This is a genomic window from Halomonas sp. ALS9 (assembly GCF_001651035.1).
Classification (GTDB): domain Bacteria; phylum Pseudomonadota; class Gammaproteobacteria; order Pseudomonadales; family Halomonadaceae; genus Vreelandella.
The window spans coordinates 271,322-298,243 of sequence record NZ_LXRG01000065.1 but is presented as its reverse complement, the minus strand read 5'-3'; the positions used below and the strand labels follow the sequence as shown (position 1 = coordinate 298,243).

Genomic DNA, 26,922 nt, shown 5'->3' with positions numbered 1-26,922 from the left:
TGCGCCCCTTTTGGGCGAATACGCCAAGGCATTAATAAACCGATGGACGCACACTACAGCCCTCGTGATATCGAACGCGACGCCCAACAGTACTGGGACAAACATCAGTGCTTCAAAGCCGTAGAGGACGCCAACCGCGAGAAGTTCTACTGCCTCTCCATGTTCCCCTACCCCAGCGGCAAGCTGCACATGGGCCACGTGCGTAACTATACTATCGGCGACGTTGTGTCCCGTTTCCAGCGCATGCAGGGTAAAAATGTCATGCAGCCCATGGGCTGGGATGCGTTTGGTATGCCTGCGGAGAACGCCGCCATCCAGAACCAGGTACCGCCCGCCAAGTGGACCTACCAAAACATTGATTACATGCGCAATCAGTTAAAAGCGCTGGGCTTTGCCTACGACTGGAGCCGTGAGTTTGCCACCTGCGATACCAGCTACTACCGCTGGGAACAGTGGTTCTTCACCAAGCTAGTGGAGAAGGGCTTGGTATATAAAAAGATGTCGACGGTGAACTGGGATCCGGTTGATCAGACCGTCCTCGCCAATGAGCAGGTTATCGAAGGCCGCGGCTGGCGCTCCGGTGCGCTGGTTGAGCGTAAAGAGATACCGCTGTGGTTCTTGAAGATTACCGACTATGCCGATGAGCTGCTGGCCGACCTGGATAAAGTCGAGTGGCCCGAGCAGGTCAAAACCATGCAGCGCAACTGGATTGGTAAATCCCGCGGCGTCGAGCTGACCTTTGATGTTAAAGACGCTGATGGCCAAGCCAATGAGCCGCTAGCAGTTTATACCACCCGCCCGGATACGCTGCTGGGCGTGACCTATGTAGCCGTTGCCGCGAGTCATCCGCTGGCCAAGCAAGCGGATGAGCAGAATAGCGAGCTGGCTGCCTTCTGCGATGAGTGCGCCAAGGGCGGCACCACTGAAGCCGAAATGGCCACCAAAGAGAAGAAAGGTATGCTCACCGGCCATGTAGCGGTTCACCCGCTGACCGGCGATGAAGTGCCTGTCTATGTGGCCAACTTCGTACTGATGGAGTTTGGTACCGGCGCGGTGATGGCGGTGCCCGGACACGACCAGCGTGATTGGGAGTTTGCCACCAAGTACGGCATCCCGATTAAAGCGGTGATTGCTGATGAGAGTGGTCAGCCCGCGGATATTTCCGAAGCGGCTTACGCCGAGTACGGCACGGTGGTGAATTCCGGGGAGTTCGATGGGCTGGGCTTTGAGCAAGCGTTCGAGGCCATTGCCGCAAAGCTTGCGGAACTTGGTCGTGGCGAAGTTAAAACCAACTTCCGCCTACGCGACTGGGGCGTCGCCCGCCAGCGCTACTGGGGCGCGCCGATTCCGGTCAAATACGGCCCGGAAGGTCAAACCGTGCCGCTCACCGACGACGAGCTGCCGGTATCGCTGCCCATGGAAGTGACTGTGGATGCGTCTGGCTCGCCGCTGAAAAAGATGCCGGCATTCTCTGATCTGGGCGATGGCTGGACTCGGGAAACCGACACCTTCGACACCTTTATGGAGTCCTCCTGGTACTACGCACGCTTCTGCTGTGCCGATAACACTGAGGCGATGCTGGATGAGCGCGCCAACTACTGGCTGCCGGTGGATCTCTACATTGGCGGCATCGAGCACGCCATTCTGCACCTGCTGTATGCGCGCTTCTTCCACAAGCTAATGCGTGACTTTGGTTTGGTTGATTCCGATGAGCCGTTCCAGCAGCTGCTGACCCAAGGCATGGTTATTGCGGAAACCTTCTATCGCCCTACCGATAACGGCGGCAAGCAGTGGTTTAATCCCGCTGATGTGGAAGTGAAGCGCGACGAGAAAGGTCGCCCGCTCAGCGCCATTTTGATGAGCGACGGCGAGCCGGTGGAGATGGGCGGCATTGAGAAGATGTCCAAGTCAAAAAACAACGGCGTTGATCCGCAGTCGATGATCGACAAATTCGGTGCCGATACCGTGCGCCTGTTTATGATGTTTGCCGCACCGCCGGAACAGTCACTGGAGTGGTCGGACTCCGGCGTTGAAGGCGCTCACCGCTTTTTGAAACGCCTATGGCGTCAAGTGAATGATCATTTGGCGGCGGGTACGCCGGGCACGCTGAACAGCGATGCGCTTAATGACGATCAAAAAGCGCTGCGCCGCAAAACCCACGAGACGATCAAGAAAGCCAGCGACGATATTGGCCGCCGCACCACCTTCAATACCGCCATTGCCGCGGTGATGGAGCTCTCCAACGCCATTGGCAAGTTCGACGATAGCTCAGAGCTTGGCCTAGCGGTTAGCCGCGAAGCGCTGGAAGCCTGCGTGCTGCTGCTCTCGCCGATCACCCCGCACCTGTGCCATAGTCTGTGGGAAGCGCTTGGCCACTCTGGCCCGGCGATTGAAGCAGCCTGGCCGGTGGTGGATGAGTCTGCCCTTACTCGTGACACTATTGAGTTGGTGGTACAGGTCAACGGCAAACTGCGCGCGCGCCTTGAAGTACCGGCAAGCGCCGATAAAGCGGCTATTGAAAAAATGGCGATGGAACACGAAAACGTTCAGCGCCATCTTGAGGGCAACACCGTGCGTAAAGTGATCGTAGTGCCCGGAAAACTGGTTAATATCGTGGTGAGCGGATGAACCGACGCACTTTTCTAACCGCAAGCATCGCCACCTCGGCGGCGGTGCTGCTCAGCGGCTGCGGGTTCCATCTTCGTGGCCAAGCATCGCTACCTACCCTGCCAACCCTGTCCTTGGAGGGCAACACCAATAGTGCCGTCGCTCAGCAGGTTGCCTCACGCCTTCAACAGCTAGGCACCCAAGTAGCCTCTGGTGCGCCCTGGCGGGTTACGCTGGGCACGCCTGCCTTAACCGAACGTCGCTTGGGTGGCGATGGCCGGGCAAGCCGCGAACACGAGCTAACGCTCAGCATTCGCCTCTCGGTACAGGAGCGAGCGTCCAATGCCTATCACATCAATAACCAGACCCTGTCCACGGATACGCGTATTCGGGTCAGCGATGACGACCTGCTCAACCGTGAAACACTGATGATGGAAGCTGAGCAAACGCTTTCACGCCAGCTCTCTGATCGCATTATCGAACGCCTAGCTTACGTTGAGGGCATGCAGTGAAGGTATTTGCTGATCAGCTACCCGCTGCGTTGGCAAAAAAGCTTCCCCGCGTAGTCATTGTCGCAGGAGATGAGCCCTTACAGCATCGCGACGCCTGCGATGCTGTGAGGGTTGCCGCGCGTCAGGCGGGCGTTGAAGAGCGCGAAGTACTTGATGTCGAGCCCAACTTCGCTTGGGGCCGCTTGATGGAAATGTCGAGCAATCTCTCGCTGTTTGCGACCAGCAAGCTGCTGGAGCTGCGGCTCGGCAATCACAAGCTAGGCCAAGAAGGCAGTAAAGCATTAGCCCAGTACGCTGAAACGCTGGATAACAGCGACGACGTACTGCTAATCAGCATGGGTAAACTAGACGCCAAGCAGCAAAAAACCGCCTGGTTCAAAACGCTGGATAAGCACGGCCTGTTTGTACCCGTTTGGCCGGTGGATGCTTCACGCTTGGGCTACTGGCTGCGAGACCGGGCATCGCTCCATGGCTTACAGATTGACCTGGACGCCGCTCGACTGCTAGGCGAGCGCACCGAAGGCAATTTACTGGCCGCCGACCAGGAGCTTCAGAAACTGGCACTCATTCATCCTCAGGGTACGCGCTTGAACGTAGAGAGCATTGCCCAAGGGGTCGAAGACAGCACTCGCTTTGATGTTTTCAACTTGGCCGATGCCTGCTTGAAAGGCGAGCCCAGCCGCGCTTCGCGCATTGTCAATGGCCTACGCAGCGAAGGCGTTGAGGCCCCGATTGTACTCTGGGCGCTTAGCAGGGAACTACGCACTCTGCTCTCGCTGCACCAGCACTTGGATCAGGGGCAGAGTTTTGACCATGCCTGTAAAACCCAAAAGCCGATGATTTTTGATAAGCGCCGCCCAGCGTACCAGAAAGCGATTGGCCGCTTGTCCATGAAACGACTACACAAATTGCTGTTAATGGCGCAACGACTCGATTTAGCCGTCAAGGGCGCTGCGGCGGTGCCGCTATGGCCTGGCCTGCACGATTTGGCGATGACCATGGCCGGTGGCCGCGGGCTGCTCTCCGAATCCGCGTGGACCTATCGCATTAGTGCAAACAATTAGCATTTTGCATATTAAGCTTAAAAATCAAACCATTTGTTTCTATACTCATTCCACACCATCCCGACTAGTCTATAAGGAAGAAGACGATGAAGACATTGCGTGCTTACCTCTCCACCCTGCTGATTGCAGCGCTTGTTATTACCAGCTTACCCGTAGCAGCTGCTTCCACTGCGCCTCAATCTATGGATTTAGTCACTACCCAATCTGCTTTGGCAGCTGACCATGCTGGCGCTGATCGTGAGCGCATCAGCGAAATTCTGGCCCGCGCTGATGTGCAAGATCAACTGGTAAAACAAGGTGTTGACTTGGACGAAGTCGAAGCTCGTGTTGCCGCACTGAGCGATGCTGAAGCACAGCAAATGGCCGAACAGCTTGAGCAACTGCCTGCTGGTGCTGGCGTTGTAGGCGCTTTATTTGCCGTTTTCATCATTCTGCTGGTAACCGATATTCTTGGCCTGACCGACGTTTACCCGTTTACTCGTTAATCAATAGGCAGTACATGACCAACCTGCTTACTAACGCCCGCTTTGCGGGCGTTTTTATTATGCTGCTGCTTAGCGGCTGTGCGCGAAATCCGGTATTGCTGCAAAGCACCTATCAAGCGCTACCACCCCATGCAGAGATCTCCAGCGTGCCGTTTTATGCTCAAACGGAATATCAGTGCGGCCCTGCCACGCTGGCGATGGTACTCAATCATCAGGGCGTTGACACAAACGTCGAACAATTGATCCCCCAGGTGTTTTTACCCGGACGCGATGGCAGTGTGCAGCCAGAAATGCTGGCTACCGTGCGGCGGCATGAGCGCCTGGCGTTTCCTATTCGCGGCACCATGGATGTCCTCTTAAACCATTTGGCGGCGGGCGACCCGGTGGTCGTCATGCAGAATTTGTCGTTGCCAATTTACCCGATGTGGCACTACGCCGTCGCCATTGGCTACGATCTGCCCAATGAAACGCTCATCTTGCGCAGCGGCGAAATTGAGCGTCATAGCATGTCGTTCAGCCGCTTCGATGCCACTTGGGCACGCACGGAGCACTGGGGGTTTGTGGTCACCGAGCCGGGAACACTACCCACGGGCATCACAGCCCGTAACGCGCTAGAGGCAATTAGCGCCTACGAGGAGTCTCATGGGCCGCGTGCCACGCTTTCGAGCTGGCAAGCGTTTATAGAGCACCATCCTGGTAACGCAATGGGCCAGTTTGCGCTGGGCAACTCGCTTTACGCTGATCAACAACCCGACAACGCACGCAAGGCCTTTGAGCGGGCAACCGAACTGGATGAAAACATGGGCGCCGCTTGGCTAAATCTCGGCCTTTTACTGCTACAAAACGATGCGCCAGAGGAAGCGCGCGAGGCATTAACCCAGGCAGCATCGCTTGAGGGTAGCTGGCAGGGAAAAGCACGCTTAGCCTTAGACTCTCTAAATAACGATTAAATATCAAACACTAACAGCGTTATTAATAATAACGAGCACAAGTATGATCCTGTAATTAGTAAAGTTGTGGGATGGCATGTATGGCAACTGAGTGCTTAAGTTGCATAAGGATGATGTCTTGAAGCTGTTCATTGGATTACCTAACCATTAACAGGAGAGGTGCCATGCAGAACTGCCCTTTGCTACGGAAGCACTTTTTTGATGACCACACTTTATTGCCCATCGTACTTGCGCCTACTCGTCAGTATGCAAAGAGGGGCATCATTACTGCCAGCTCGTTGATTATCTTAGGATGATGCCTCTCTTTTTTCATCAGCCTGGCGGGCGCTTTGCGTCCATTTTTGCTGTCATACTCTGCGCAATGTCCGTGGTGATGGGTAGCTACGTCTACAGTGCGTGTCAAAAAGCCAGTGCCGACTACACCACGTTAATCAGCGACATTTTACTGGCTCAGCAAGCGACACCTCAGTTACGAGCCGCGCTGGAGGAAGGCAGCCGTAGGCCTGATAGCGAGCATATCGAATATATCGAATATTTTACTGCCCTTTCCAAACAGCATTTAGATAACATCCAGGGCAGTATCGAACGCCATCGTTACCTCATTGCAGATGTCGAGTATCTCAATAGCTATTTCAATAAGCTTAATAACCACCTTGTTGAGTTAACCCAGCAAACGCGCGAGGCCCAGCGGCGACCAGAGCTGGTCGAAGCGCTCCAGCCCACGGCCATGGAGATCGGTGCCTCTCAGGTATGGTTGTATAATCAACTGCTGGAAGACGTTCACACCATTGCCAGTCAGCAACGTTTGATCATGCAGCGCCTATCAATCGCTGTGAGTGTGCTACTGGTGCTCATGGTTAGTGCGGCGACCACGCTCTGTTTGGCGGTTATTTACCTGCGCAGTCAGCGTACCGTCATGCATCAGCAACTTCTGACCGATGAGCTGACCGGACTATATAACCGGCGTCATTTGGTTAATGTCGCCTTCGCCGCGATCACCCAGGCACGGCGTGATCAGGCACCGCTCAGCTTAATGCTGTTGGATATCGATCACTTCAAACAAGTCAACGATACCTATGGGCACCCTACCGGCGATGAGGTTTTGCGCCAGATTAGTCAACAGCTTCGCCTGCTATGCCGTCCATCGGACACATTAGCAAGAATTGGTGGCGAGGAGTTTTGCTTATTGATGCCCAACACGGCTACCCATGATGCGCTACAGGCAGCAGATCGGCTGCGCCGAGAAATTGAAGTCAATACGCTGATTGGTATAGACCTTCACGCCCACCCAACCATTAGCATCGGCGTGACGACGTGCCAAAGCGGCTCGCTGACGTTTGAACAGCTTTATTCGTTTGCCGACAAAGCGCTCTATCAAGCCAAAGCACTGGGGCGCAACCGTGTTGAAAGTCTGTTGCCCCCCAGTGCCCCATCAGCTTACAACGACCCACAAACTTACGCCCAAACGTTTATTCACGAGCCCAGCGACTCTTGAACCTCGAAGGCACAAGGAAGCCACGATTAGAAAACCCGGTTTAAACCGTTCTGCGCAGCCACTCGATATGCTTCTGCCATGGTGGGGTAGTTAAAGGTGGTATTCACAAAGTACTTGAGCGTATTGGCCCCGCCCTCTTGCTGCATGATGGCTTGCCCGATATGCAAAATTTCTGAGGCCTGGTCACCAAAGCAGTGAATCCCCAATATTTCCAGGGTGTCCTGGTGGAAAAGAATTTTTAGCATACCTACGGTATCGCCGGTAATCTGCGCCCTAGCGGTATCTTTAAAGAAGGCTTTACCTACCTCGTAAGGCACTTTTGCTTCCGTGAGCTCACGCTCATTTGGGCCAAACGAGCTAATCTCGGGGATGGTATAAATCCCGGTGGGCACATCACTGACAAAGCGATACTCTTTATCAAGCAGTTCATTGCACGAATTCAGGCCTTGATCATAAGCAGCGCTCGCTAGACTCGGCCAGCCAATCACATCGCCCGCTGCGTAGATGTGCGGAACTTCGGTACGATAATGCTCATCGACGCTTAGCTGCCCGCGCCCATTAGCGGTTAAGCCAATGTTCTCAAGGCCTAGACTGTCGGTATTGCCGGTGCGTCCATTGGCCCACAAAAAAGCATCAGCACGAATTTTCTTGCCTGACTGAAGGCGCACAACAACACCTGAGTCATCCCCCTCCACGCTCTCATATTCCTCATTATGTCGCACTAACACACCGTGCTTGCGCAAATGGTAAGAGAGCGCATCACTAATTTCATCATCAAGAAACGACAGCAGGCTGTCACGGTTATTAATGAGATCAACTTTGACACCCAAGCCTGAAAAGATCGAGGCGTATTCACAACCAATCACGCCAGCGCCAAAAATCACCAGGGTGCGCGGGGTGTGCGAGAGACTTAATATGGTATCAGAGCAGTAAATTCGCGGATGGCGGAAGTTTATATCAGCAGGACGATAAGGGCGCGAACCGGTGGCAATCACCACTTTTTTAGCCACTAGTTCTTCCATACCTTCCTGACTGTCACGCACCACTAAGGTGTGCTCATCCTTAAACCGGGCGACGCCGTGAAACAGGTCAATGCGGTTACGTGCATAGAAGGTGGTGCGCATTTCGACCTGTTTGTCGATAGTGCCGCGTGAACGCTCCATTACTTTAGGAAAAGAGAACCAGCGTGGTTCACCAATATCGCGGAACATCCGGTTGGTGTTGAACGCCATGATCTGTTTGACCTGATGGCGCAACGCTTTAGAAGGAATAGTACCCCAGTGAGTACAGTTGCCACCGACCTGCGCCTGCTTCTCAATAATCGCTACGCGCTTGCCATGTTTTGCGGCGTTAATAGCAGCGCTTTCCCCTGCAGGCCCCGTACCGATAACCACAACATCGTAATTGTGAACCGCCATACTCTCTGCGTCTCCTATTCCCGTTTGTTAAGCGTGACCCTTTTCTCTACCACACGATTTTCTTATCGACGGGTGGCGTCGTAGCCTAAGTCAGCGCCGCGGCTCTCGTCGCTACGGCGGCGAATACTGCCACGCTTGCGGTTCTCTTCTTCACAGACTTCGTCTTTACCGCCGCAAATATCACAACCATCTTTCATGCCAATTTGGTTTAAACCACCGCAAGAGCCAGCAATCGGCTTGCGGCCCATTAAGACACCCACGGCCATAGCACCCATGATCAGTGCCATAAAACCAAATACCAGTAGCCAAATCGTCATATCAACCTCCCAGCATTACATTGCCTAGCTTTAAATTATTGGCCTCACCTGCCGACAACAGCCGTACTGATAAGTGCCTCACAGTCTTTATTAATTGGATCTATTGTACCTCAGCCAAGCTATTCATATCAGCGCTTGAGGCGAGTCTTCATTTATAAACAAACGGGGCCGACCAAAAGGCCAGCCCCGCTTACAGCTACTATCGATTCATGCCAGGTGATTAGCCACCGAAGTCATCCAACAGGATATTTTCCGGCTCAACACCCATATCAAGCAGCAACTTGATAACCGAGGCGTTCATCATTGGTGGCCCACACATGTAGTACTCGCAATCTTCAGGCGCAGGGTGATCCTTCAGATAGTTCTCGTACAGCACGTTATGGATAAAGCCTGTCGGCCCTTCCCAGTTATCTTCCGGCTGGGCATCAGACAGCGCCAGGTGCCACTCAAAGTTGGGGAACTCTTCGGCTAACTGGTCATACTCTTCGTTGTAGAAGGTTTCACGCCAGGAGCGGGCACCGTACCAGAAACTGATCTTGCGTTTCGATTTCAAACGCTTGAGCTGATCGAAGATATGGCTACGCATCGGCGCCATGCCTGCACCACCACCGATAAAGATCATTTCGGCGTCAGTATCACGGGCAAAGAACTCACCGAACGGCCCCATAACGGTGACCTTATCGCCTTCTTTCAGGTTGAAGACGAAGGTGGACATCAGGCCAGGCGGATGGTTAGTGCCGGGAGGCGGCGTGGCAATACGGATGTTGAACTTGAGGATACCCTTTTCGTCTGGGTAGTTCGCCATAGAGTAGGCGCGAATCACTTCCTCGTTGTTCTTATGGGAAACTTTGAACATATCAAATTTTTCCCAATCACCCCGGTACTCCTCATCAATATCAAAGTCAGAGAACTTGATATCGTAAGGCGGCGCAACAAGCTGCACGTAACCACCGGCGCGGAAGGCAACTTCTTCGCCCTCTGGCAGTTTCAGGTTCAGCTCTTTGATAAAGGTGGCCACATTGGGGTTAGCAATAACCTCCGTTTCCCACTTCTTCACCCCAAAAACTTCTTCTGGCACTTCGACTTTCATGTCCTGTTTCACAGGTACCTGACAAGAGAGGCGCCAGCCCTCTTTCTTCTCACGCATGGTGAAGTGTGACTCTTCGGTCGGCAGGATAGAGCCGCCACCTTCTTCTACCCGGCACTTACACTGGGCACAAGAACCGCCGCCACCACAGGCGGAAGAGAGGAAAATGCCGTTAGCGGCAAGCGTGTTTAGCAGCTTACCACCGGCCTGGGTCTTTAAAGTGTGCTCGGGGTCACCGTTGACCTCGATGGTCACGTCCCCGCTACTCACAAGCTTGCTGCGCGCTGCCAGAATGATCGCCGTTAAGCTAATAACGATGACCGTGAACATGACAACACCGAGCAAGATGACTGTTGTATCAACCATGTCGGTTTCCTATTGCTGGAGGTTTTCTATTACCCAGCAGCGCTTGGCACCGCTGGGAAAAACCGGCTGCGCTTAAAGCTGAATGCCTGAGAAGGACATGAAGCCCAACGACATCAGCCCCACGGTGATAAAAGTAATGCCCAGTCCTTGGAGGCCACCCGGCACATCGCTGTACTTCAGCTTTTCACGAATACCCGCCAGGGCAGCAATGGCAAGTGCCCAACCGGTGCCCGCACCAAAGCCATAGACCACGGCTTCGCCAAAGTTATAGCTACGCTCCACCATAAACAGCACGCCACCAAGGATGGCACAGTTAACGGTAATCAGCGGCAGGAATACCCCTAGCGCGTTGTAGAGCGTCGGCACATACTTATCAAGGAACATTTCCATGATCTGTACCAGCGCGGCAATAACACCGATATAGGAGAGCAACCCAAGGAATGAAAGGTCAATGTTTTCAGCACCGCTAATACCGGTCCAGGTTAACGCACCTTCCTGCAGCAAGAAGGTATAAACGAGGTTGTTAACCGGTACGGTGACAGTCAGTACAACAATAACCGCAATGCCCAGGCCAATCGCTGAAGAGACTTTTTTGGACACTGCCAAAAAAGTACACATCCCCAGGAAGAAAGCCAGTGCCATGTTTTCAACAAACACCGAGGCAACAAAAAGACTCAGATAATGTTCCATGTTACACGGCCTCCTTGGGTTTGGTGTTTTCCTTCATTTTGAACTCATTATCTTCTACCTGCTCAGGGTTAACGGAGCGCATCACCCAGATCAGTAGACCGATAATAAAGAACGCAGAAGGCGGCAGTAACAGCAAGCCGTTGGGAACGTACCAACCACCGTTTTGAACAGTCTGGAAGATGGTAAACCCAAATACGCTGCCAGAACCAAGCAGCTCGCGGACAAAGCCCACTACCATCAGTACAAAACCGTAGCCCAGGCCGTTGCCGATACCGTCTAAAAACGACATGCCTGGCGTGTTGGACATCGCAAAACCTTCCGCACGCCCCATGACGATACAGTTGGTAATGATCAGGCCAACGAATACCGAGAGTTGCTTGGACATCTCATAGGCATAGGCTTTAAGAATCTGATCAACCACGATAACCAGCGAGGCAATAATGGTCATCTGCACAATGATACGAATCGAAGAGGGAATATGATTCCTGATCAGCGATACGAACAGATTCGAAAGCGATGTTACGAAAATAACTGCCAGCGCCATAACGAGCGATACGCTCATGCTGGTGGTTACCGCAAGTGCCGAACAAATCCCCAGTATTTGTAGCGCAATGGGGTTGTTGTGAAAAATCGGCGCCGTTAAAACGCCTTTTGCATTTACGTCCGCCATGATCAGGCCCCCTCAACGTCTTCGAAGTTGGTATCGGACTCTTCGGCGTCTTCCGGCTCAGTGCCACTACGGAATTTAGCCAAATACGGACCGAAAGCCTCTTCGCTTAGCCAGAACTGCAGCATGTTAGTGACGCCGTTACTGGTTAGCGTAGCGCCAGATAGCGCATCGACTTCGTATTCGCTGCTAGCGCCACCTTTGGTCAGGTGAATTTCCGGTGAGAGGTCGCCCTCTTCATCGTAAATTTTCTTACCCTCCCACTGTGCTTGCCAGCGCGGATTGTTTACTTCAGCGCCTAGACCCGGTGTTTCGCTGTGCTCGTAGTAGGTGATACTGACGATGGTATTGCCATCACCCTCTACGGCCAGGAAGCCACGCATTAGGCCCCAAAGACCTTGACCACGAATAGGTAGCACGATCTGTTCCGGATCGTCTTCACCGCCAATCAGGTAAACCGTAGCGTAGTTTTCGACGCGTGATAGGCCTGCGATATCCTGATCGCCGGAAAGCGTGCGACCCGAGGCGGGGTCACGGGCGGCTTCAAAGCTATCGTAGGTATCAGGATCAAACTCATCGGAGTATTCGCCCGTATCCAAGTCAACGACTCGCGCAGTGATCTCATCGCTAAACACCTTTTCAACGTCCATGCCCGGCTCATAAAGCTTGGCAACGTTCAGGATATTAGTTTTGCGATCGAGCTCCTGATTAAGCTGCTGCATGGGCCGCAATGCGACCGCAGCGGTCGAGACGATGACGGAACACACGATACACAGTGAGAACGCCACAATCAGGATTTTCTTGATGGAGTTGTTACCTTGTGCCATTAGGCAGTCTCCTCGGCCGGTACGCCGGTACGCTTCACGCGACGCTTGATATTGGCCTGAACGAAGAAATGGTCAATCAGCGGTGCAAACAGGTTAGCGAACAGAATCGCCAGCATGATGCCCTCCGGGAAAGCCGGGTTCACAACGCGAATCAAGACGGTCATCACACCGATCAGCGCACCAAACAGCAGTCTGCCTTGGTTAGTCATTGAGGCTGACACAGGGTCAGTCGCCATGAACACCATACCGAAAGCGAAACCACCAATGACCAAATGCCAGTACCAGGGCATGGCAAACATTGGGTTGGTATCAGAGCCGATCAGATTAAACAGCGTGCTGGTCACCACCATGCCCAGGAATACACCCAGCATGATTCGCCAGGAGGCGATTCGCGTCCACAGCAGCACAGCAGCACCGATAAAGATCGCTAGCGTCGAGACCTCCCCCACTGAGCCGGGGATAAAGCCAAGGAAGGCATCCCACCAGCTAAAGGTGTTTGTCAGCGCAGACATACCATCCTGGAACGCCATAGAGAGGGCCGTTGCACCGGTATAGCCATCGGCGGCCACCCATACAGAGTCACCGGAGATTTGCGCAGGATAAGCAAAGTAAAGGAATGCACGGCCAGTGAGTGCGGGGTTCAAGAAATTTTTACCCGTGCCACCGAAGATCTCTTTACCGATTACCACACCAAAGGTGATGCCCAGAGCCACCTGCCACAACGGAATAGTGGCCGGAAGTATCAGCGCAAACAGCACCGAGGTAACGAAGAAGCCTTCGTTAACTTCGTGGCCACGCTTGATAGCAAACAGCACTTCCCAAAAGCCACCGACGACAAAGGTGACCAGATAGATAGGCAGGAAGTAAGTAGCGCCAAGGACAAAGTTGGCCCAAAAACTGCTGGGATCATGCCCGGACGCAAAGACCATCATAATTGCTTCGCGCCAGCCAGCCATAGAGGCGTAACCTGCGTCGATGGCGGTGTTAGCCTGCCAGCCTGCGTTCCACATACCGAACAGCATGGCGGGGAAGGTACACATCCATACAGTAATCATGATGCGTTTTAGATCGATACCGTCACGCACGTGAGCGGTGGTTTTAGCCACGCTCGGTGGCGTATAGAAAATGGTATCTACCGCTTCAAAGAGCGGATAGAACTTTTCGTACTTTCCGCCTTTGTGGAAATGCGGCTCGATATTTTGGAGTGTCTGTTGAATACCCATTATCAGGCCTCTTTCTCAATCATGGTGAGATTGTCACGCAGGATGGGGCCATATTCGTATTTGCCAGGGCAAACATACGTGCATAGCGCCAGATCCTCTTCGTCCAGCTCCAAACACCCAAGCTGCATGGCAACCTCAATGTCGCCCACGATCAGCGAACGCAGTAACTGAGTTGGCATGATATCCAACGGCATCACCGTCTCATATGCACCTACCGGCACCATAGCACGCTCAGAGCCATTGGTAGAGGTAGTTGGCGCATAGTTGCTCAGGCCCTTGATCTTGGAGATGTAGATACCCAAGACCGAGTGGCGATTGGCACCAGGAGAGAGCCAACCCATAAACGTGCGCTTGTTGCCTTCTTCCAGCAAACTGAGTTGATTGCTGAACCGGCCAAGGTAAGTCAACTTACCTTCAGCGGCGAAACCAGAGAATACAGAACCAGAGATAACGCGGGTGTCATCGGGTTTGATGACTTCGCCTGCCAGGAGTTCATCCGTGTTGACGCCAACACGTGTACGCACCAAGCGAGGATTTTCAGCACGCGGGCCGCCAATGGCAACCACTCGGCTCATATCCAGCTTCCCTTCGACAAACAACTTACCGAACGCAATAACGTCCTGATAGCCGATATGCCAAACCTTTTTATGCAGCGCGACCGGCGAAAGGTAGTGAATATGCGTACCGACAAGCCCGGCAGGATGAGGGCCTGCAAAGCTTTCGACTTTTACGCCGTCCACATCGCCGCCTGGAATTGAGGCATTTTCGCCTGTACCGCTAGCCCCTGTACACAGGAAGACGTTGCCCTCGGTCAGGCGCGCTAACACCTTGAGGCCATCTTCGAATGCCTGCGACTGTTCATTAATGATCAGTGCAGGATCAGGGCTAAGTGGATGAGTATCCACAGCGGTTACAAAAATATCGGCCGGAGTGCTATCAATGGCCGGTGTACGCGAGAAAGGACGGGTGCGTAAAGCCGTCCACAGTCCTGACTCTACCAGTTGGTCGACGACGACCTGACGCTCAAGCTGCGCCAAGGCATTACGATCGTGAGCTGCGAATTCAACCGCTTCCTCAGTTTCATCGACTTTGATCACGACAGATAGTAAACGACGTTTTTCGCCACGGTTTATTGCAAGCACTTCACCGGCAGCGGGCGCTGTATAGCGCACACCATCAATTTTCTTATCGGTGAAAAGCAATTGGCCCAGTTTGACCTTATCCCCTTCCTGTACTTCCATTGTCGGCTTCATGCCAACGTAGTCAGTTCCCAGGATTGCCACGTGGCGCACAAACCGCGCATCTTCAATACGCTGCTCGGGCGCTCCCGTGATGGGGAGATCCAGGCCTTTTTTGACTTCGATCATAGTCTCGCCCAGTTGTTGGATCGGATATACGAAGGTATGGGGTTCGAATGCTTCTTTTCTGCTCAGTGAATTGTTGTTTTCTGTTCAGATTGTTACCAGTCGGGCCCAAGCAGCACTTGAACCACCCCGAAAAATCCATCGTATTATAAAGATAAGCGCGGCCAATGACCACATCCCTGAGGGCCACCTAAAGTGTTATAGACAACGAAAAAAGGCTTTATTGAGGTAAAAAAAACGCCACCCGAAGGTGGCGTTGGTAACCGAGTTGAGCCTGAGAGCCCCGTATAAGGGCAATCCGCCCCCGTAGGTTAGCGAGGCAGCTTCAAAAACCGCACATTAGACATCTGCTGTAAAATACGTACAACTTGGCAACTATAGCCAAATTCATTGTCGTACCACATGTATACGACAGCGTGATGACCATTGGCGATAGTCGCTTTAGCATCGACAATACCGGCATGGCGGTTGCCGACAAAGTCCGACGACACCACTTCTGCCGAGTCAACAAAGTCGATTTGCTTCTGATAGGCAGAGTCAATCGACATACGCCGCAAGTAATCATTTAGTGCGACAGCATCAGTGGTTTTGTCTAGGGTCAGGTTAAGAATCGCCATAGAGACGTTGGGGATCGGTACGCGAATGGCATTACCGGTCAGCTTACCCTCAAGCTCAGGCAGTGCTTTGGCCACCGCTTTAGCTGCACCTGTCTCGGTCAACACCATGTTTAGCGCCGCACTGCGACCACGACGATCACCTTTATGGTAGTTATCGATCAGGTTCTGGTCGTTGGTGTAAGCATGCACGGTTTCTACGTGACCATTGACCACACCGTACTCATCGTTAAGCACTTTCAATACCGGCACGATCGCGTTGGTGGTGCAAGACGCAGCGGAAACGATTAAATCATTGTCGCCGATAGACTCGTGGTTGATGCCGTAAACGATATTCTTAATATCACCTTTACCCGGCGCTGTTAACAGCGCTTTAGCAGCGCCTTTACATTGCAGGTGCTGACCCAGGCCCGCTTCATCGCGCCAAATACCGGTATTATCCACAATCACTGCGTTATCGATATCATACTCGGTGTAGTCGATATCGCTGGGCGAATCGGCGTAAATCACCTGAATAACATTGCCGTTGACCGTTAGCGTGCGGGCCTCTGCATCAACCATGATGGTGCCGTCAAAGGGCCCATGGACGGAGTCACGACGCAGCAGGCTGGCGCGTTTTTCCAGGTCTTTGGCGACATCCCCGCGGCCACGCACCACAATAGCGCGAAGACGCAGCAAATTGCCGCCACCGGCCTTCTCAATCATAACCCGCGCCAACAAACGGCCAATGCGACCAAAACCATAAAGCACTACGTCTTGCGGCTCGCCGGTGCTGGCACCTGGCTGGTAGCCATCAATAATTTCACGCAGCTCTTTACGCAGAAAGGCGTCGACATCACCACCGCCCTGGTGCTTGAACATCACCGCCAGCTTGCCCACATCCACATGCGCAGGGCCAAGGTTCAAAGCGACCATGCCCTTCACCAGGGGGTAGGTATCCTCAACCAAGAGCTCAGTGCCCTCTAACTTGCGCACAAAACGGTGGTCTTTAAGGATACGGATGACCGAGCGTTTGATCAGCGAACGTCCGAACATGGTGGCAACGACATTATTCTGACGATAGAGCTGCCCTACTAACGGGATCATCTGCTCCGCCAAGGCTTCGTTGCCTTGCCATTCTTGAAAAACGTTTTCGAGCGCTTGCTGACTCACGTGCGGCCTCATCAGGTAATGGAAACAGTGAGTACATTATCCGGGGCGAGCTTCGTGGCCGCAATGAATGGATAGTCGCACACCGTGTAGGGGTATTACAGAAACGACGAACTGACTACAAAACTGTCTTACGTGAACAGATTCAGCCGCTACTATCCGTCGCGGCACTCTAACTGAAACGGGTGATCGTGTATGATCTCTTTTCCGTTTCAGCGCAAAACGATATCTTGCTTATGCCGACATTCTCTCTGCTCGATCCGCCCCAGCCTCAAGGGACTCGCGATACGCTCTACTGGACATCGCCGCCGGGCAGCGCGACCGCACTGGCACTCTCCCGCGTTGCCGCCAAAGCCCCGCTATTGGTGATCACCCCCAATACGGCCAGTGCCCAGCGCCTGGAACAAGATCTCTACTTCTATAGTGATGTACCGGTACTGCCTTTCCCCGACTGGGAAACGCTGCCCTACGACAGCTTTTCACCCCACCAGGATATTGTCTCGGCCCGGCTGCGCACTCTGCGCCAACTGCAAGACGGCGTGCGCGGCATTGTGCTAGTGCCGATCAATACGCTGATGCAGCGCTTACCCCCGGTTGAATATATCGCCGGACGGGTAATGACGCTTAAAACCGGCGAGCGACTGGATCGCGAAGCGTTTCGTGAAGCGCTCTCCCGAGCGGGCTATCGCGCCGTCGAAACTGTTTATGAGCCCGGCGAATACGCCATGCGCGGCGCGCTAATTGATCTGTTTGCCATGGGCATGGACGAACCGATCCGCATTGATCTGTTCGACGATGAGATCGATTCACTGCGCCACTTTGACCCGGGTAGCCAACGCTCCACCGACAAACTAGACGCCCTGGAACTCCTCCCCGCCCACGAATATTCGTTAAGCCGCAGCGCTATCGCCTGTTTTCGTGAGCAGTTTGAGACCCTGTTTGACGTCGACCCACGCCAATGTCCGCTATATAACGATGCGCTGAAAGGCATTCCTTCGCCGGGGCTTGAGCACTACCTACCGCTTTTTTTCGAGCAGACCGCATCGCTGTTTGACCACCTGACCGACGATACCCGTGTAGCACTGCTGCCAGGGGTTTTTGAGGCGGCCGAGCAGCACTGGCAGTCAATCGATGCACGCTACGTTAATTTGGGCGTTGACCCAACCCGACCGCTACTGCCTCCGCATCGGGCGTTTTTTCCGGTCAACGACGTATTCTCGGCGATCAAAGCCCGCCCGCGCATAGAGCTGACCGAAGATAGCGAGCAGCGCCATGCGCAGCAGCCTGAAGCTGAGCCGCTCCCCACACTGTCTATCAATGCCCGCGCCAAACAGCCATTAGCCGAGATATCAGCCTTCTTACACTCCCATGCCCAAACCCGGGTGTTGTTTGTGGCGGAGTCGCGGGGACGTCGGGAAGCGCTGGAAGAGATACTGTCACCGCTTAAGCTCTCGCTACCGCATACCGATAGCTTTCATGACTTTCTCGCTGACAACCAACCCTACGCCATCACCGAAGGCTTGGTGGATAGTGGCCTTTGGCTGAGTAATCCAAGCGTTGCGGTGATTAGTGAAACCGAGTTGTTTGGCGACGTGGTACGCCAGAGCCGTCGGCGCGAAAAAGCCACAGATGACAACGAGCTTGCGGTCCGCCATTTGTCGGAGCTGCGCGAAGGCGCGCCCGTGGTTCACCAGGCCCATGGCGTTGGCCGCTACTTAGGGCTAGAAACCTTAGAGGCCGGTGGCCAGGCGAATGAGTTCCTGGCGCTCTCCTACGCCGATGGCGCCAAGCTTTATGTGCCCGTTGACAGCCTGCATATGATCTCCCGCTACAGCGGTGCCGGTGACGAACTGGCCCCGCTGCACAAACTAGGCTCAGATCAATGGGAAAAAGCCCGCCGTAAAGCCGCCGAGAAGATTCGTGATACCGCCGCGGAGCTGCTGGACGTCTACGCCCGCCGGGAAGCCCAGCAAGGGGTGGTCTATGAAGCGCCAGGCGAGGATTACCTGCGCTTTGCAGGCAATTTCCCGTTTGAGGAAACCCCCGACCAGCATGCAGCGATTGAAGCAGTAATCAGTGATATGACCTCGCCGCAGCCCATGGATCGCGTGGTCTGTGGTGACGTCGGTTTCGGCAAAACCGAAGTGGCCATGCGCGCGGCGTTTTTGGCCGTACAGTCTGGTCGTCAAGTGGTGGTACTGGTGCCCACTACGCTGCTGGCGCGCCAACACTTTGAGAACTTCCGCGACCGCTTTGCCGACACCGCCGTCAATATTGGCCTAATTTCCCGCTTTACCAGCGGCAAAGAGGTCACCCAAACGCTAGAGAGCATTAAAAGCGGCCAAACGGATATCGTCATTGGCACCCACAAGCTGCTCGCCAAAAGCGTTGAGCTGCCCAAAATGGGCTTACTGATCATCGATGAGGAGCACCGCTTTGGCGTAGCGCAAAAAGAGAAGCTCAAAACGCTGCGCGCTGAAGTCGATATTTTGACGCTGACTGCCACCCCTATACCGCGCACGCTGAATATGGCCATGAGTGGCATCCGCGATCTGTCGATTATCGCCACACCGCCCGCCCGCCGCCTATCGGTCAAAACATTCGTCCAGCAGCATGACGCCAGCATTATCAAGGAAGCCCTGCTGCGCGAGATACTCCGCGGTGGCCAAGTCTACGTACTGCATAATGAAGTTAAGACGATCGAAAATGCAGCGGAAAAGATCCGTGAGCTGATCCCAGAAGCCCGCGTGGCGGTTGCCCACGGCCAGCTCCCCGAGCGCAGCCTGGAACGCATCATGTCGGACTTCTATCACCGCCGTTTTAACGTGCTGGTATGCTCAACCATTATTGAAACCGGCATTGATGTACCTAGCGCCAATACCATCATCATCGAACGCGCCGATAAATTTGGCCTGGCGCAACTGCACCAGCTGCGGGGCCGGGTTGGGCGTAGCCACCACCAGGCTTACGCTTACCTGTTAACACCACCGCCCAAAGCGATGACCCGTGATGCCATCAAACGCCTGGAAGCGATCAGCGCTTCAGACGATTTAGGTGCTGGCTTTACCCTGGCCAGCCACGACATGGAGATCCGCGGCGCGGGTGAACTGCTGGGGGATGAGCAGAGCGGCCAGATGGAAACCATCGGCTACACGCTTTATATGGAGATGTTGGATCGAGCGGTGAAGGCTATTCGTGCGGGCAAAACACCCAATATCGATGCGCCCTTCAATACCGGCGTGGAGATTAATCTTAACCTGCCCGCACTGATTCCCAATGATTACATTCACGATGTCCAGCAGCGGCTGGTCATGTATAAACGGATTGCCAACACCCAAAGTGATAGCGAGCTTAAAGAGCTGCAGGTGGAGCTAATTGATCGTTATGGGCTACTCCCCAACCCGCTTAAAAACCTGATTCGCCAGACCAAGCTGCGCCACCGCGCAGAGCAGTTGGGCATCAGCAAAATCGAGGCCGGCGAAAGCCGTGGCAGAGTGCTGTTTGACGGCAGCACCCAGGTGGATCCCTTAACCCTGGTGACGCTTATTCAGACCTCTCCCACACATTACCGTTTAGACGGTTCTGACACCTTACGATTTGAATTACCAATGGAAAGTGTCGACAAGCGCTTCCAGCAACTTGAAAACCTATTCAGCACCCTTAATCAAAAAGTAGCGGCGGCGTGAAGCTTGGGGCAAACTTGCCAGTAGCCAGCTGCTAATCAGCAACAGCGGCCCAACAACGTGCAGCAGCAGTGAATTAACACACTAGGAACGACCATGAACATTCGCGATACCTTTACCCTCTGGGGCCCCACCAGCCTGGCCGTGCTACTCACCGCCAGCCTGCTTAGCCCCGCTTATGCGCAACCGGTTGACGAGCAAGCCGACAGCCAAGCGCAAGAACAGCAAACGCAGGAACAATCAGCCGAGGCGTCACAAGAACAAGCGCAGGAAGTCAGCATTGACGCCGTGGATAGCGCTGTTCAGGTGGCTGACCAGGACGAACTGCCCCGCGGCCACTTCCGCTTACCTGAAAAAGGTGACGTGATTGGGGAGCGCTATACCGTTGTTGTTGAAGACCCCAAGCAGACGCTGATCGACATCGCCCGGCGCCACAACATCGGCTATGAAGAGATCCGCATGGCTAACCCAGATGTCAGCCTATGGGTGCCAGGGGTAGGTACCGAGGTAGTGATTCCCGCCCAGTACATTCTACCGCCTGCGCCGCGGGAAGGCGTTGTGGTCAATCTTTCTGAGCTGCGCCTCTACTATTACCCTGCCAATAAGCCCGGCATCGTCGAAACTTACCCGGTCAGCGTAGGGCGCGAAGAGTTCGCTACTCCGGTCGGCATCACCCGCACAACCGTTAAAGTCAAAGACCCGGCCTGGGCGCCACCGGCGTCCATGCGCCGCGAAGCAGCCGAGCGCGGCGAACCTGCCCCGTCGATAGTGCCGCCTGGCCCGCAGAACCCCCTTGGCGAGCACGCCATTCTGCTGGCCATGCCTAGCTATCTAATTCACGGCACCAACCGTCCCGATGGCGTGGGCATGCGCGTTAGCCGCGGCTGTATTCGCATGTACCCCGAAGATATTAAGTCGCTTTATGAACGCTTACCCAGCGGCACCCAGGTCAACCTGATGGATGCTCCGTTCAAAGCGGGCTGGGCAGCCGACGGCACGCTGTTTGTACAATCTTTCCCACAGCTGGAAGAGAATGTAGGCGATTTTGAGCCGCTGCTGAACGCTCTTCAGCGAGTCACCGATCTGACTGAGGATAATATTGAGATCGACTCTGAGCAGATCGAGCGAGCGGTTGCAGCGCCAGATGGCCAGTTTATTGCCCTCTACGGCCCTCAAGCGCCTGAACCAGAACCCGAGCCTGTCGAGCTATTTGAAGAGGTAGAGCTCAGCGTCACACCCAGCACTGAAAAAGACGCTTAACCGAAAGCGCAGCAACAAAAGCAAAAGCGTAGTAACAAAAAACCCCGCCTAGGCGGGGTTTTTGCGTAGCTAGTGGCAAAAAATGCTTGCCTGACGTCTTAACTTACCAACGCTGTACTAACTACAACTTTCATCCAGCAGCTGCTGAGAGAGTCTGGTGACTCCCTCAGCAGCCCAAGCAGAATTACTTCTGCATGGAACGCTGGAACATACGGTTCATTTCTTCACGGTTCTGCTCAGACATCTGCAGAGCAGCCTGCGCATCGCGCTGGGCTTGGTTTGCAGTGTTCATTGCTTGTGAAGCCATGCTGCGTGCTTCTGCAGCGTCAGCTTGTGCAGATTCTGCAGTCATGCGAACTTCTTCCAGCGCGCTGGTAGAAGCACAACCAGCAAGAATAGCCAGTGAAGCGGCAGCAGCAGTCATCTTCAGAGTAGTTTTCAGAGTCATAATGTTCTCCTTGAGTCGTCCTTGGGTACTACGTTAAGGGTATGACAAAAATAAGGTCACGCACTTAAATAACATGCTTAGCTTAAATTTGTCTACCTGCGGTGCAGGTTCTTTTCAGTGACTTGTTGCGATGCTCGCAAGTCAAACGCTGTTTTATAATAGTCCACAGCGGTTGTCTATAGCCACTTATTTAAAACCTCGAACTTCCATCAACGGCAATAGCTTAACGGATCACTACACGAGTGCCAACACCCACAAGCGCTGCCAAGCGATCAATTTGCTCGTTAGTCACGGCGACGCACCCCTGGGTCCAATGATAGCGCCCATGAATATCAGGGTCTGCGCTACCTAGGCCATGGATACCGATCGCACCACCCAGTGCGGTGTTTTGCGGTGGGTGTCCGTAACGTCGATAGTAGTCGAAGTAATCATCATAGTCTGTTTGGGAATAAATCCCTTTTTCCAGCGCCATTCTAGCGTGCACTGGTGTTGGGTAGTCAATGCCAATGAACGTACGCCACTGGCTCTCGTAATTAAAACGATTGATACGAAACTCACCCATAGGCGTGACGTTATCACCGCGAATCCGCTGGGTTTTAGCCCCTGCGCGCCCGAGCGATATGGGGGAAAAGCGCTCCAATAGCGCATTGCCACGAAACACACTAAGGGTCGCTTCTTGGTCATCAACCAGTACCCACAGCTCGTTGCTATGGCGCGGCACATGGGCACGGCTAAGCATCGTTTCCACGAGGTCAGTGGGAACGGCCTGGCTGGGTGTAGAGACAGCAGCGCTAGCCACGGCTGGCAAGCTCAGTGCCATGGCTAAAAAACGACGGCGATTAACTAAAAACATGGCAGCTCTCGAAACAAGTAAGCCCGTGGTTGACCGACTAGGCGTATCTGGTGGCTGTTATACCTCATTCCCACATCCGCCGTTAGTAATTTCGTCATATACGCGGCTAACGCACCCCAAAAGCAATGATCCATAAACCACTGATAGAGACCCATTAAACGCCCTGCAACTCTTCCATACTGGCCATTATATGGCGTATTTCAGCATTATGCCCTTGAGCAAGAGCATTGAAAAACTCTTCTTCAGGTTCGATTTTAGCCCGCGAAGCGCGATGTTCGTAAAGCGTTTGGAGACGCTGATGTGCAGAGGTTGCGGTTGCCATTGCATCGTCTATTGAGCCGGTTACCGTTTGCTCCGCTAAGCGATCCAACTCAGGCGGTTGGGGGAAATCGCTCGAATCATCGAACCATATCTCCAAAACCTCTGAATGATCAGAGCCATCATGAAAAAGATCTTCTAGGCCCGTTTTCATTTTCAGCTCGCGGCTGACCAGGTAATTAAACGCCATTTGCAGACGCTCGCTGTCCGCTTTATCAGCGGCTTCGCTATACTGTTCTGCCATCCGCGCATGGAAACCGGCAGCCCATTCGACTAAGTCTTTGACTTGGTTATAGCGCATTATAATCTCCCTTCCTGACTACTTGAGCAATGCCTCGCCACTCACCACTCCAAACTGGTTTCGCGCAGCGCACCTATTTCACGCTTGGCAGCCTGCAGGTTATCCAGCAGTTGCTGGCACAAACCGGCTTGATTACCCACTGCAATCAGGGCCGGATTGTGAGTCGTGCGCCGTGCAGCTCCGTCATCACTATGCAGGCGCACAAGCTGCACTAACAACCAATTCAGCCAACTTTCCGGCTGACCTGCTAAGTCGCGCAGACGCTGTAGCTCGGCTAAAGCAGGGCCTTCTTGGGCTAGCAATATCGACCAGCGATGGTCAGACAAACGGGCGTGTTCAGTAACCTCTCGCAGCAGAGACTCCAGTGCCAGTTCAAACAGCGCCAACGCACTCTCCTCCAGCGCCATCTGCCGCGCCGGGGCATGCTCATCATCCCCGGCAGGCAAGCTGGCTAATAGCTCAGCTTGATAGAGCAGTTGGTTGGTTCGTGACCGTGCATTCACTTGCGCTTGTCCTCCACGTGCCATTTACCGGCATCAAACATGGCCTTCCAACCAGTGGCCTTACCCTCTTCGTCGGTCATCACGTACTGCTCTTTACTCTTACGCGAGTAGCGGATCTGGGCCGGGCGGCCATCCGGATCTTCGCTGGGCGCTTTGAGAATAAAGTGATATTTCTCAGGCAGCTCATCGGCATGCGCTTTAAGCTCTTTCACCAGCGGTGGTCGCGTTTCACGATTTTTAGGAAACTTGCTAGCGGCTAAAAACAGTCCGCTTGCCCCGTCACGTAGCACGTAGTGGTCGTCAACTTTTTGACAGGCCAGCTCCGGCATGGGAATCGGATCCATTTTCGGCGGCGCCACTTCACCACTCTTCAATAGTTTACGAGTGTTCTTACACTCACTATTGGTGCAGCCAAAATACTTGCCAAAGCGGCCAGATTTCAACTGCATTTCAGAGCCACATTTGTCGCATTCGATAATTGGGCCGTCGTAGCCCTTGATCTTGAATTTGCCGCTTTCCACCTCGTAGCCATCACAATCGGGGCTATTACCGCAGATGTGCAGCTTACGTGTTTCATCGATCAAGTAGTTGTCCATCGCCGTGCCACACTTGGAGCAACGACGCTTGGCACGCAGCGCATCCGTTTCGGCCTCTTCGCCCGCGTCTTCGGCTACCGCCTCTTCACCTGGAATCAGGTCAATGGTGGTTTTGCAACGCTCCTTGGGCGGCAGATTGTAACCACTACAGCCCAGGAAAACCCCGGTAGAAGCGGTACGAATCTGCATATGACGGCCACAACTTGGGCAGTCGATATCCGTTGGCACCGGCTGATTGGGCCGCATGCCATCTTCGCTCTCCGCTTTGGCCAGCTCTTCACGAAACTCCCCATAGAAGGTATCTAACAGGGCCTGCCAGTTACGCTCACCCTCAGCGACTTCATCCAGGCCATCCTCCATGCGGGCGGTAAACGAAAAGTCCATCAAATCTGGGAAAGACTCTTTTAAACGCTCGGTAACGATATCGCCCAGTTTTTCGGCGTAGAAGCGGCGGTTTTCCAACTTCACATAGCCGCGATCCTGGATCGTCGAGATGATCGAGGCATAGGTAGAAGGTCGACCAATTCCCTGCTTTTCAAGCTCCTTCACCAGGCTTGCTTCGGTGTAGCGTGGGGCAGGCTTGGTGAAGTGCTGCTGGGGGTCAAGTGCTTCCAGCGCCATGGGCGTGCCTTTAGGCAAGTCGGGCAGGCTCTGGTCTTCGTTTTTACCACTGGGCTTCATCACCCGGGTATAACCATCAAACTTCAGCACACGGCCTTTTGCACGCAGCTCATAGCCATCAACTTCCACGCTGAGCGTACTCGACAGGTACTCGGCAGGGGTCATTTGACAGGCCACGAACTGACGCCAGATCAGCTCGTAAAGGCGCTCGGCATCACGCTCCATACCAGCAAGGTCGGATGCCTTACGCTCAACGCTGGAAGGCCGAATCGCCTCGTGGGCCTCTTGAGCACTCTCTTTGCTGCTGTAGCGGTTAGGCGCTTCTGGCAAGTAGCGCTGGCCAAACTCTTCACCAATATAACTGCGCACACTTTCAACCGCATCTTTCGACAAGTTGGTTGAGTCGGTACGCATATAGGTGATGTAACCCGCCTCATAGAGGCGCTGAGCCATGGTCATGGTTTTCTTGACGGAAAAGCCTAACCGACCGCTCGCCGCTTGCTGCAGCGTAGAGGTAATAAAGGGCGCCGTGGGTTTTGAACTAGTCGGCTTATCTTCCCGAGAGGTAATCGCTAGCTTGGCTTTTCTAAGCTGCTCAATACGCGCCAGGGTGTCTTTTTCAGAGGTGGGTTTAAAGGCTTTGCCATCCTGACGAACCAGGGCAAAACGCACCAGCTCACCTTCGGGTGAGGCCAAATCCGCGTGCACATCCCAAAACTCTTCAGGAATAAAGGCGCGAATTTCACGCTCGCGCTCGACAATGAGACGTACCGCAACCGACTGAACGCGGCCAGCTGACAGCCCACGTGCCACTTTCGCCCACAGTAAAGGCGAAAGCATAAAGCCCACAACACGATCCAGAAAGCGCCTTGCTTGCTGCGCTTCTACCCGCGGTATATTGAGCGCCCCGGGTGCCTTGAAGGCGTCCTGAATAGCATTTTTAGTGATTTCGTTAAACACCACGCGCTTGTAGCGACTGTCATCTCCACCGATGGTCTCGCGCAGGTGCCAAGCAATGGCTTCCCCTTCGCGGTCCAAATCCGTTGCGAGATAGACAGCGTCAGCTTTCTCAGCCAGCTTTTTTAGTTCAGCAACGACTTTCTCTTTTCCGGGCAGCACCTCATAGCGGGCTTCCCAACCGTTATTGGGGTCAATCCCCATCCGTCGAATCAGCTGATCCTGGCTTTTACGCTTTTTGTACTCTACTTTCTCTTCCGCCGACATCTTGCGTGTCGCTGCGGCCTGGCGCGCGCGCTCCTTGGGGTCGGAGGCTGCCTTACCTGAGCCGCTGGTCGGCAGGTCACGAATGTGACCCACGCTCGACTTCACGATGAAATCGTTGCCGAGGTATTTGTTAATCGTCTTCGCTTTAGCCGGCGACTCGACGATGACCAGTGACTTGCCCATAGTGCTCCACTTTCCTAATGCACGGACGTCTAGCGCGTGCTCTGAATTCGGTGCCGTATCACCGGGATGAAACCGCCCGTTAAAAAGATACGGATGA

The 26,922-nt window shown here is 54.0% G+C and carries 22 protein-coding genes; 8 read left to right on the top strand and 14 right to left on the bottom strand.

The window, feature by feature from the left end:
• Positions 1 to 42 precede the first annotated feature (42 nt).
• From leuS to A6R74_RS05545, 6 genes are all read left to right on the top strand, one after another.
• Positions 43 to 2,628: a leucine--tRNA ligase gene (leuS, locus tag A6R74_RS05570; RefSeq protein ID WP_064233460.1), complete on the top strand. Its 2,586-nt coding sequence runs from the start codon at positions 43 to 45 to the stop codon at positions 2,626 to 2,628.
• Positions 2,625 to 3,119 carry an LPS-assembly lipoprotein LptE gene (locus tag A6R74_RS05565; RefSeq protein ID WP_064233459.1) on the top strand — a complete coding sequence of 165 codons (495 nt, stop codon included), beginning with the start codon at positions 2,625 to 2,627 and terminating at the stop codon, positions 3,117 to 3,119. The genes leuS and A6R74_RS05565 overlap by 4 nt, the downstream gene beginning before the upstream one ends.
• A complete protein-coding gene (gene holA, locus A6R74_RS05560) occupies positions 3,116 to 4,183 on the top strand; it encodes a DNA polymerase III subunit delta (RefSeq protein ID WP_064233458.1) in 1,068 nt (355 codons plus the stop codon). The genes A6R74_RS05565 and holA overlap by 4 nt, the downstream gene beginning before the upstream one ends.
• A gap of 86 nt (positions 4,184 to 4,269) precedes the next feature.
• Entirely contained in the window at positions 4,270 to 4,668 is a 399-nt protein-coding gene (locus tag A6R74_RS05555; protein ID WP_064233457.1) for a PA2779 family protein, read from the top strand.
• Positions 4,669 to 4,682: 14 nt separating this feature from the next.
• Complete coding sequence (locus A6R74_RS05550; RefSeq protein WP_064233456.1) at positions 4,683 to 5,618, top strand: PA2778 family cysteine peptidase; 936 nt, start codon at positions 4,683 to 4,685, stop codon at positions 5,616 to 5,618.
• 292 nt (positions 5,619 to 5,910) lie between these two features.
• Positions 5,911 to 7,113 carry a GGDEF domain-containing protein gene (locus tag A6R74_RS05545; protein ID WP_064233455.1) on the top strand — a complete coding sequence of 401 codons (1,203 nt, stop codon included), beginning with the start codon at positions 5,911 to 5,913 and terminating at the stop codon, positions 7,111 to 7,113.
• A 26-nt stretch (positions 7,114 to 7,139) separates the two neighbouring features.
• Here the strand turns inward: A6R74_RS05545 and sthA are convergent, their stop codons facing one another.
• From sthA to A6R74_RS05500, 9 genes are all read right to left on the bottom strand, one after another.
• The gene (gene sthA / locus A6R74_RS05540; RefSeq protein ID WP_064233454.1) at positions 7,140 to 8,531 is read right to left on the bottom strand and encodes a Si-specific NAD(P)(+) transhydrogenase; all 1,392 of its coding nucleotides are present in this window, start codon (positions 8,529 to 8,531) and stop codon (positions 7,140 to 7,142) included.
• Positions 8,532 to 8,593: 62 nt separating this feature from the next.
• Positions 8,594 to 8,848 (bottom strand): (Na+)-NQR maturation NqrM, encoded by a 255-nt coding sequence (gene nqrM, locus A6R74_RS05535; RefSeq protein ID WP_064233453.1) that lies wholly within the window; start codon positions 8,846 to 8,848, stop codon positions 8,594 to 8,596.
• 220 nt (positions 8,849 to 9,068) lie between these two features.
• Complete coding sequence (gene nqrF, locus A6R74_RS05530) at positions 9,069 to 10,301, bottom strand: NADH:ubiquinone reductase (Na(+)-transporting) subunit F (RefSeq protein ID WP_064233452.1); 1,233 nt, start codon at positions 10,299 to 10,301, stop codon at positions 9,069 to 9,071.
• Between the two features lie 72 nt (positions 10,302 to 10,373).
• A complete protein-coding gene (nqrE, locus tag A6R74_RS05525; protein ID WP_064233451.1) occupies positions 10,374 to 10,991 on the bottom strand; it encodes an NADH:ubiquinone reductase (Na(+)-transporting) subunit E in 618 nt (205 codons plus the stop codon).
• 1 nt (position 10,992) lies between these two features.
• On the bottom strand, positions 10,993 to 11,661 hold the full coding sequence (locus A6R74_RS05520; protein WP_064233450.1) for an NADH:ubiquinone reductase (Na(+)-transporting) subunit D: 669 nt from the start codon (positions 11,659 to 11,661) through the stop codon (positions 10,993 to 10,995).
• A 2-nt stretch (positions 11,662 to 11,663) separates the two neighbouring features.
• Positions 11,664 to 12,485: a Na(+)-translocating NADH-quinone reductase subunit C gene (locus A6R74_RS05515; RefSeq protein WP_064233449.1), complete on the bottom strand. Its 822-nt coding sequence runs from the start codon at positions 12,483 to 12,485 to the stop codon at positions 11,664 to 11,666.
• Entirely contained in the window at positions 12,485 to 13,708 is a 1,224-nt protein-coding gene (locus A6R74_RS05510) for an NADH:ubiquinone reductase (Na(+)-transporting) subunit B (protein ID WP_064233448.1), read from the bottom strand. Before A6R74_RS05510 ends, A6R74_RS05515 begins: the two co-directional genes overlap by 1 nt.
• A gap of 2 nt (positions 13,709 to 13,710) precedes the next feature.
• Entirely contained in the window at positions 13,711 to 15,075 is a 1,365-nt protein-coding gene (locus A6R74_RS05505; protein WP_064233447.1) for a Na(+)-translocating NADH-quinone reductase subunit A, read from the bottom strand.
• A gap of 308 nt (positions 15,076 to 15,383) precedes the next feature.
• Entirely contained in the window at positions 15,384 to 16,838 is a 1,455-nt protein-coding gene (locus tag A6R74_RS05500; protein WP_064233446.1) for a glyceraldehyde-3-phosphate dehydrogenase, read from the bottom strand.
• 233 nt (positions 16,839 to 17,071) lie between these two features.
• On the opposite strand from A6R74_RS05500, the gene mfd reads away from it, so the two are divergent.
• Entirely contained in the window at positions 17,072 to 20,521 is a 3,450-nt protein-coding gene (gene mfd, locus A6R74_RS05495; protein WP_205634144.1) for a transcription-repair coupling factor, read from the top strand.
• Positions 20,522 to 20,614: 93 nt separating this feature from the next.
• Positions 20,615 to 21,778, top strand: coding sequence for a L,D-transpeptidase family protein (locus A6R74_RS05490; protein ID WP_064233444.1), 1,164 nt, complete (start codon positions 20,615 to 20,617; stop codon positions 21,776 to 21,778).
• A 184-nt stretch (positions 21,779 to 21,962) separates the two neighbouring features.
• On the opposite strand, the gene A6R74_RS05485 is transcribed toward A6R74_RS05490, so the two are convergent.
• From A6R74_RS05485 to topA, 5 genes are all read right to left on the bottom strand, one after another.
• Entirely contained in the window at positions 21,963 to 22,226 is a 264-nt protein-coding gene (locus tag A6R74_RS05485) for an Lpp/OprI family alanine-zipper lipoprotein (RefSeq protein ID WP_022523170.1), read from the bottom strand.
• A 223-nt stretch (positions 22,227 to 22,449) separates the two neighbouring features.
• Positions 22,450 to 23,079 (bottom strand): L,D-transpeptidase family protein, encoded by a 630-nt coding sequence (locus A6R74_RS05480; protein WP_064233443.1) that lies wholly within the window; start codon positions 23,077 to 23,079, stop codon positions 22,450 to 22,452.
• Between the two features lie 154 nt (positions 23,080 to 23,233).
• Positions 23,234 to 23,698 carry a hypothetical protein gene (locus A6R74_RS05475; RefSeq protein ID WP_064233442.1) on the bottom strand — a complete coding sequence of 155 codons (465 nt, stop codon included), beginning with the start codon at positions 23,696 to 23,698 and terminating at the stop codon, positions 23,234 to 23,236.
• 41 nt (positions 23,699 to 23,739) lie between these two features.
• Positions 23,740 to 24,201 carry a DUF6586 family protein gene (locus A6R74_RS05470; RefSeq protein ID WP_064233441.1) on the bottom strand — a complete coding sequence of 154 codons (462 nt, stop codon included), beginning with the start codon at positions 24,199 to 24,201 and terminating at the stop codon, positions 23,740 to 23,742.
• Entirely contained in the window at positions 24,198 to 26,825 is a 2,628-nt protein-coding gene (gene topA / locus A6R74_RS05465) for a type I DNA topoisomerase (RefSeq protein ID WP_064233440.1), read from the bottom strand. Before topA ends, A6R74_RS05470 begins: the two co-directional genes overlap by 4 nt.
• Positions 26,826 to 26,922: the final 97 nt, after the last annotated feature.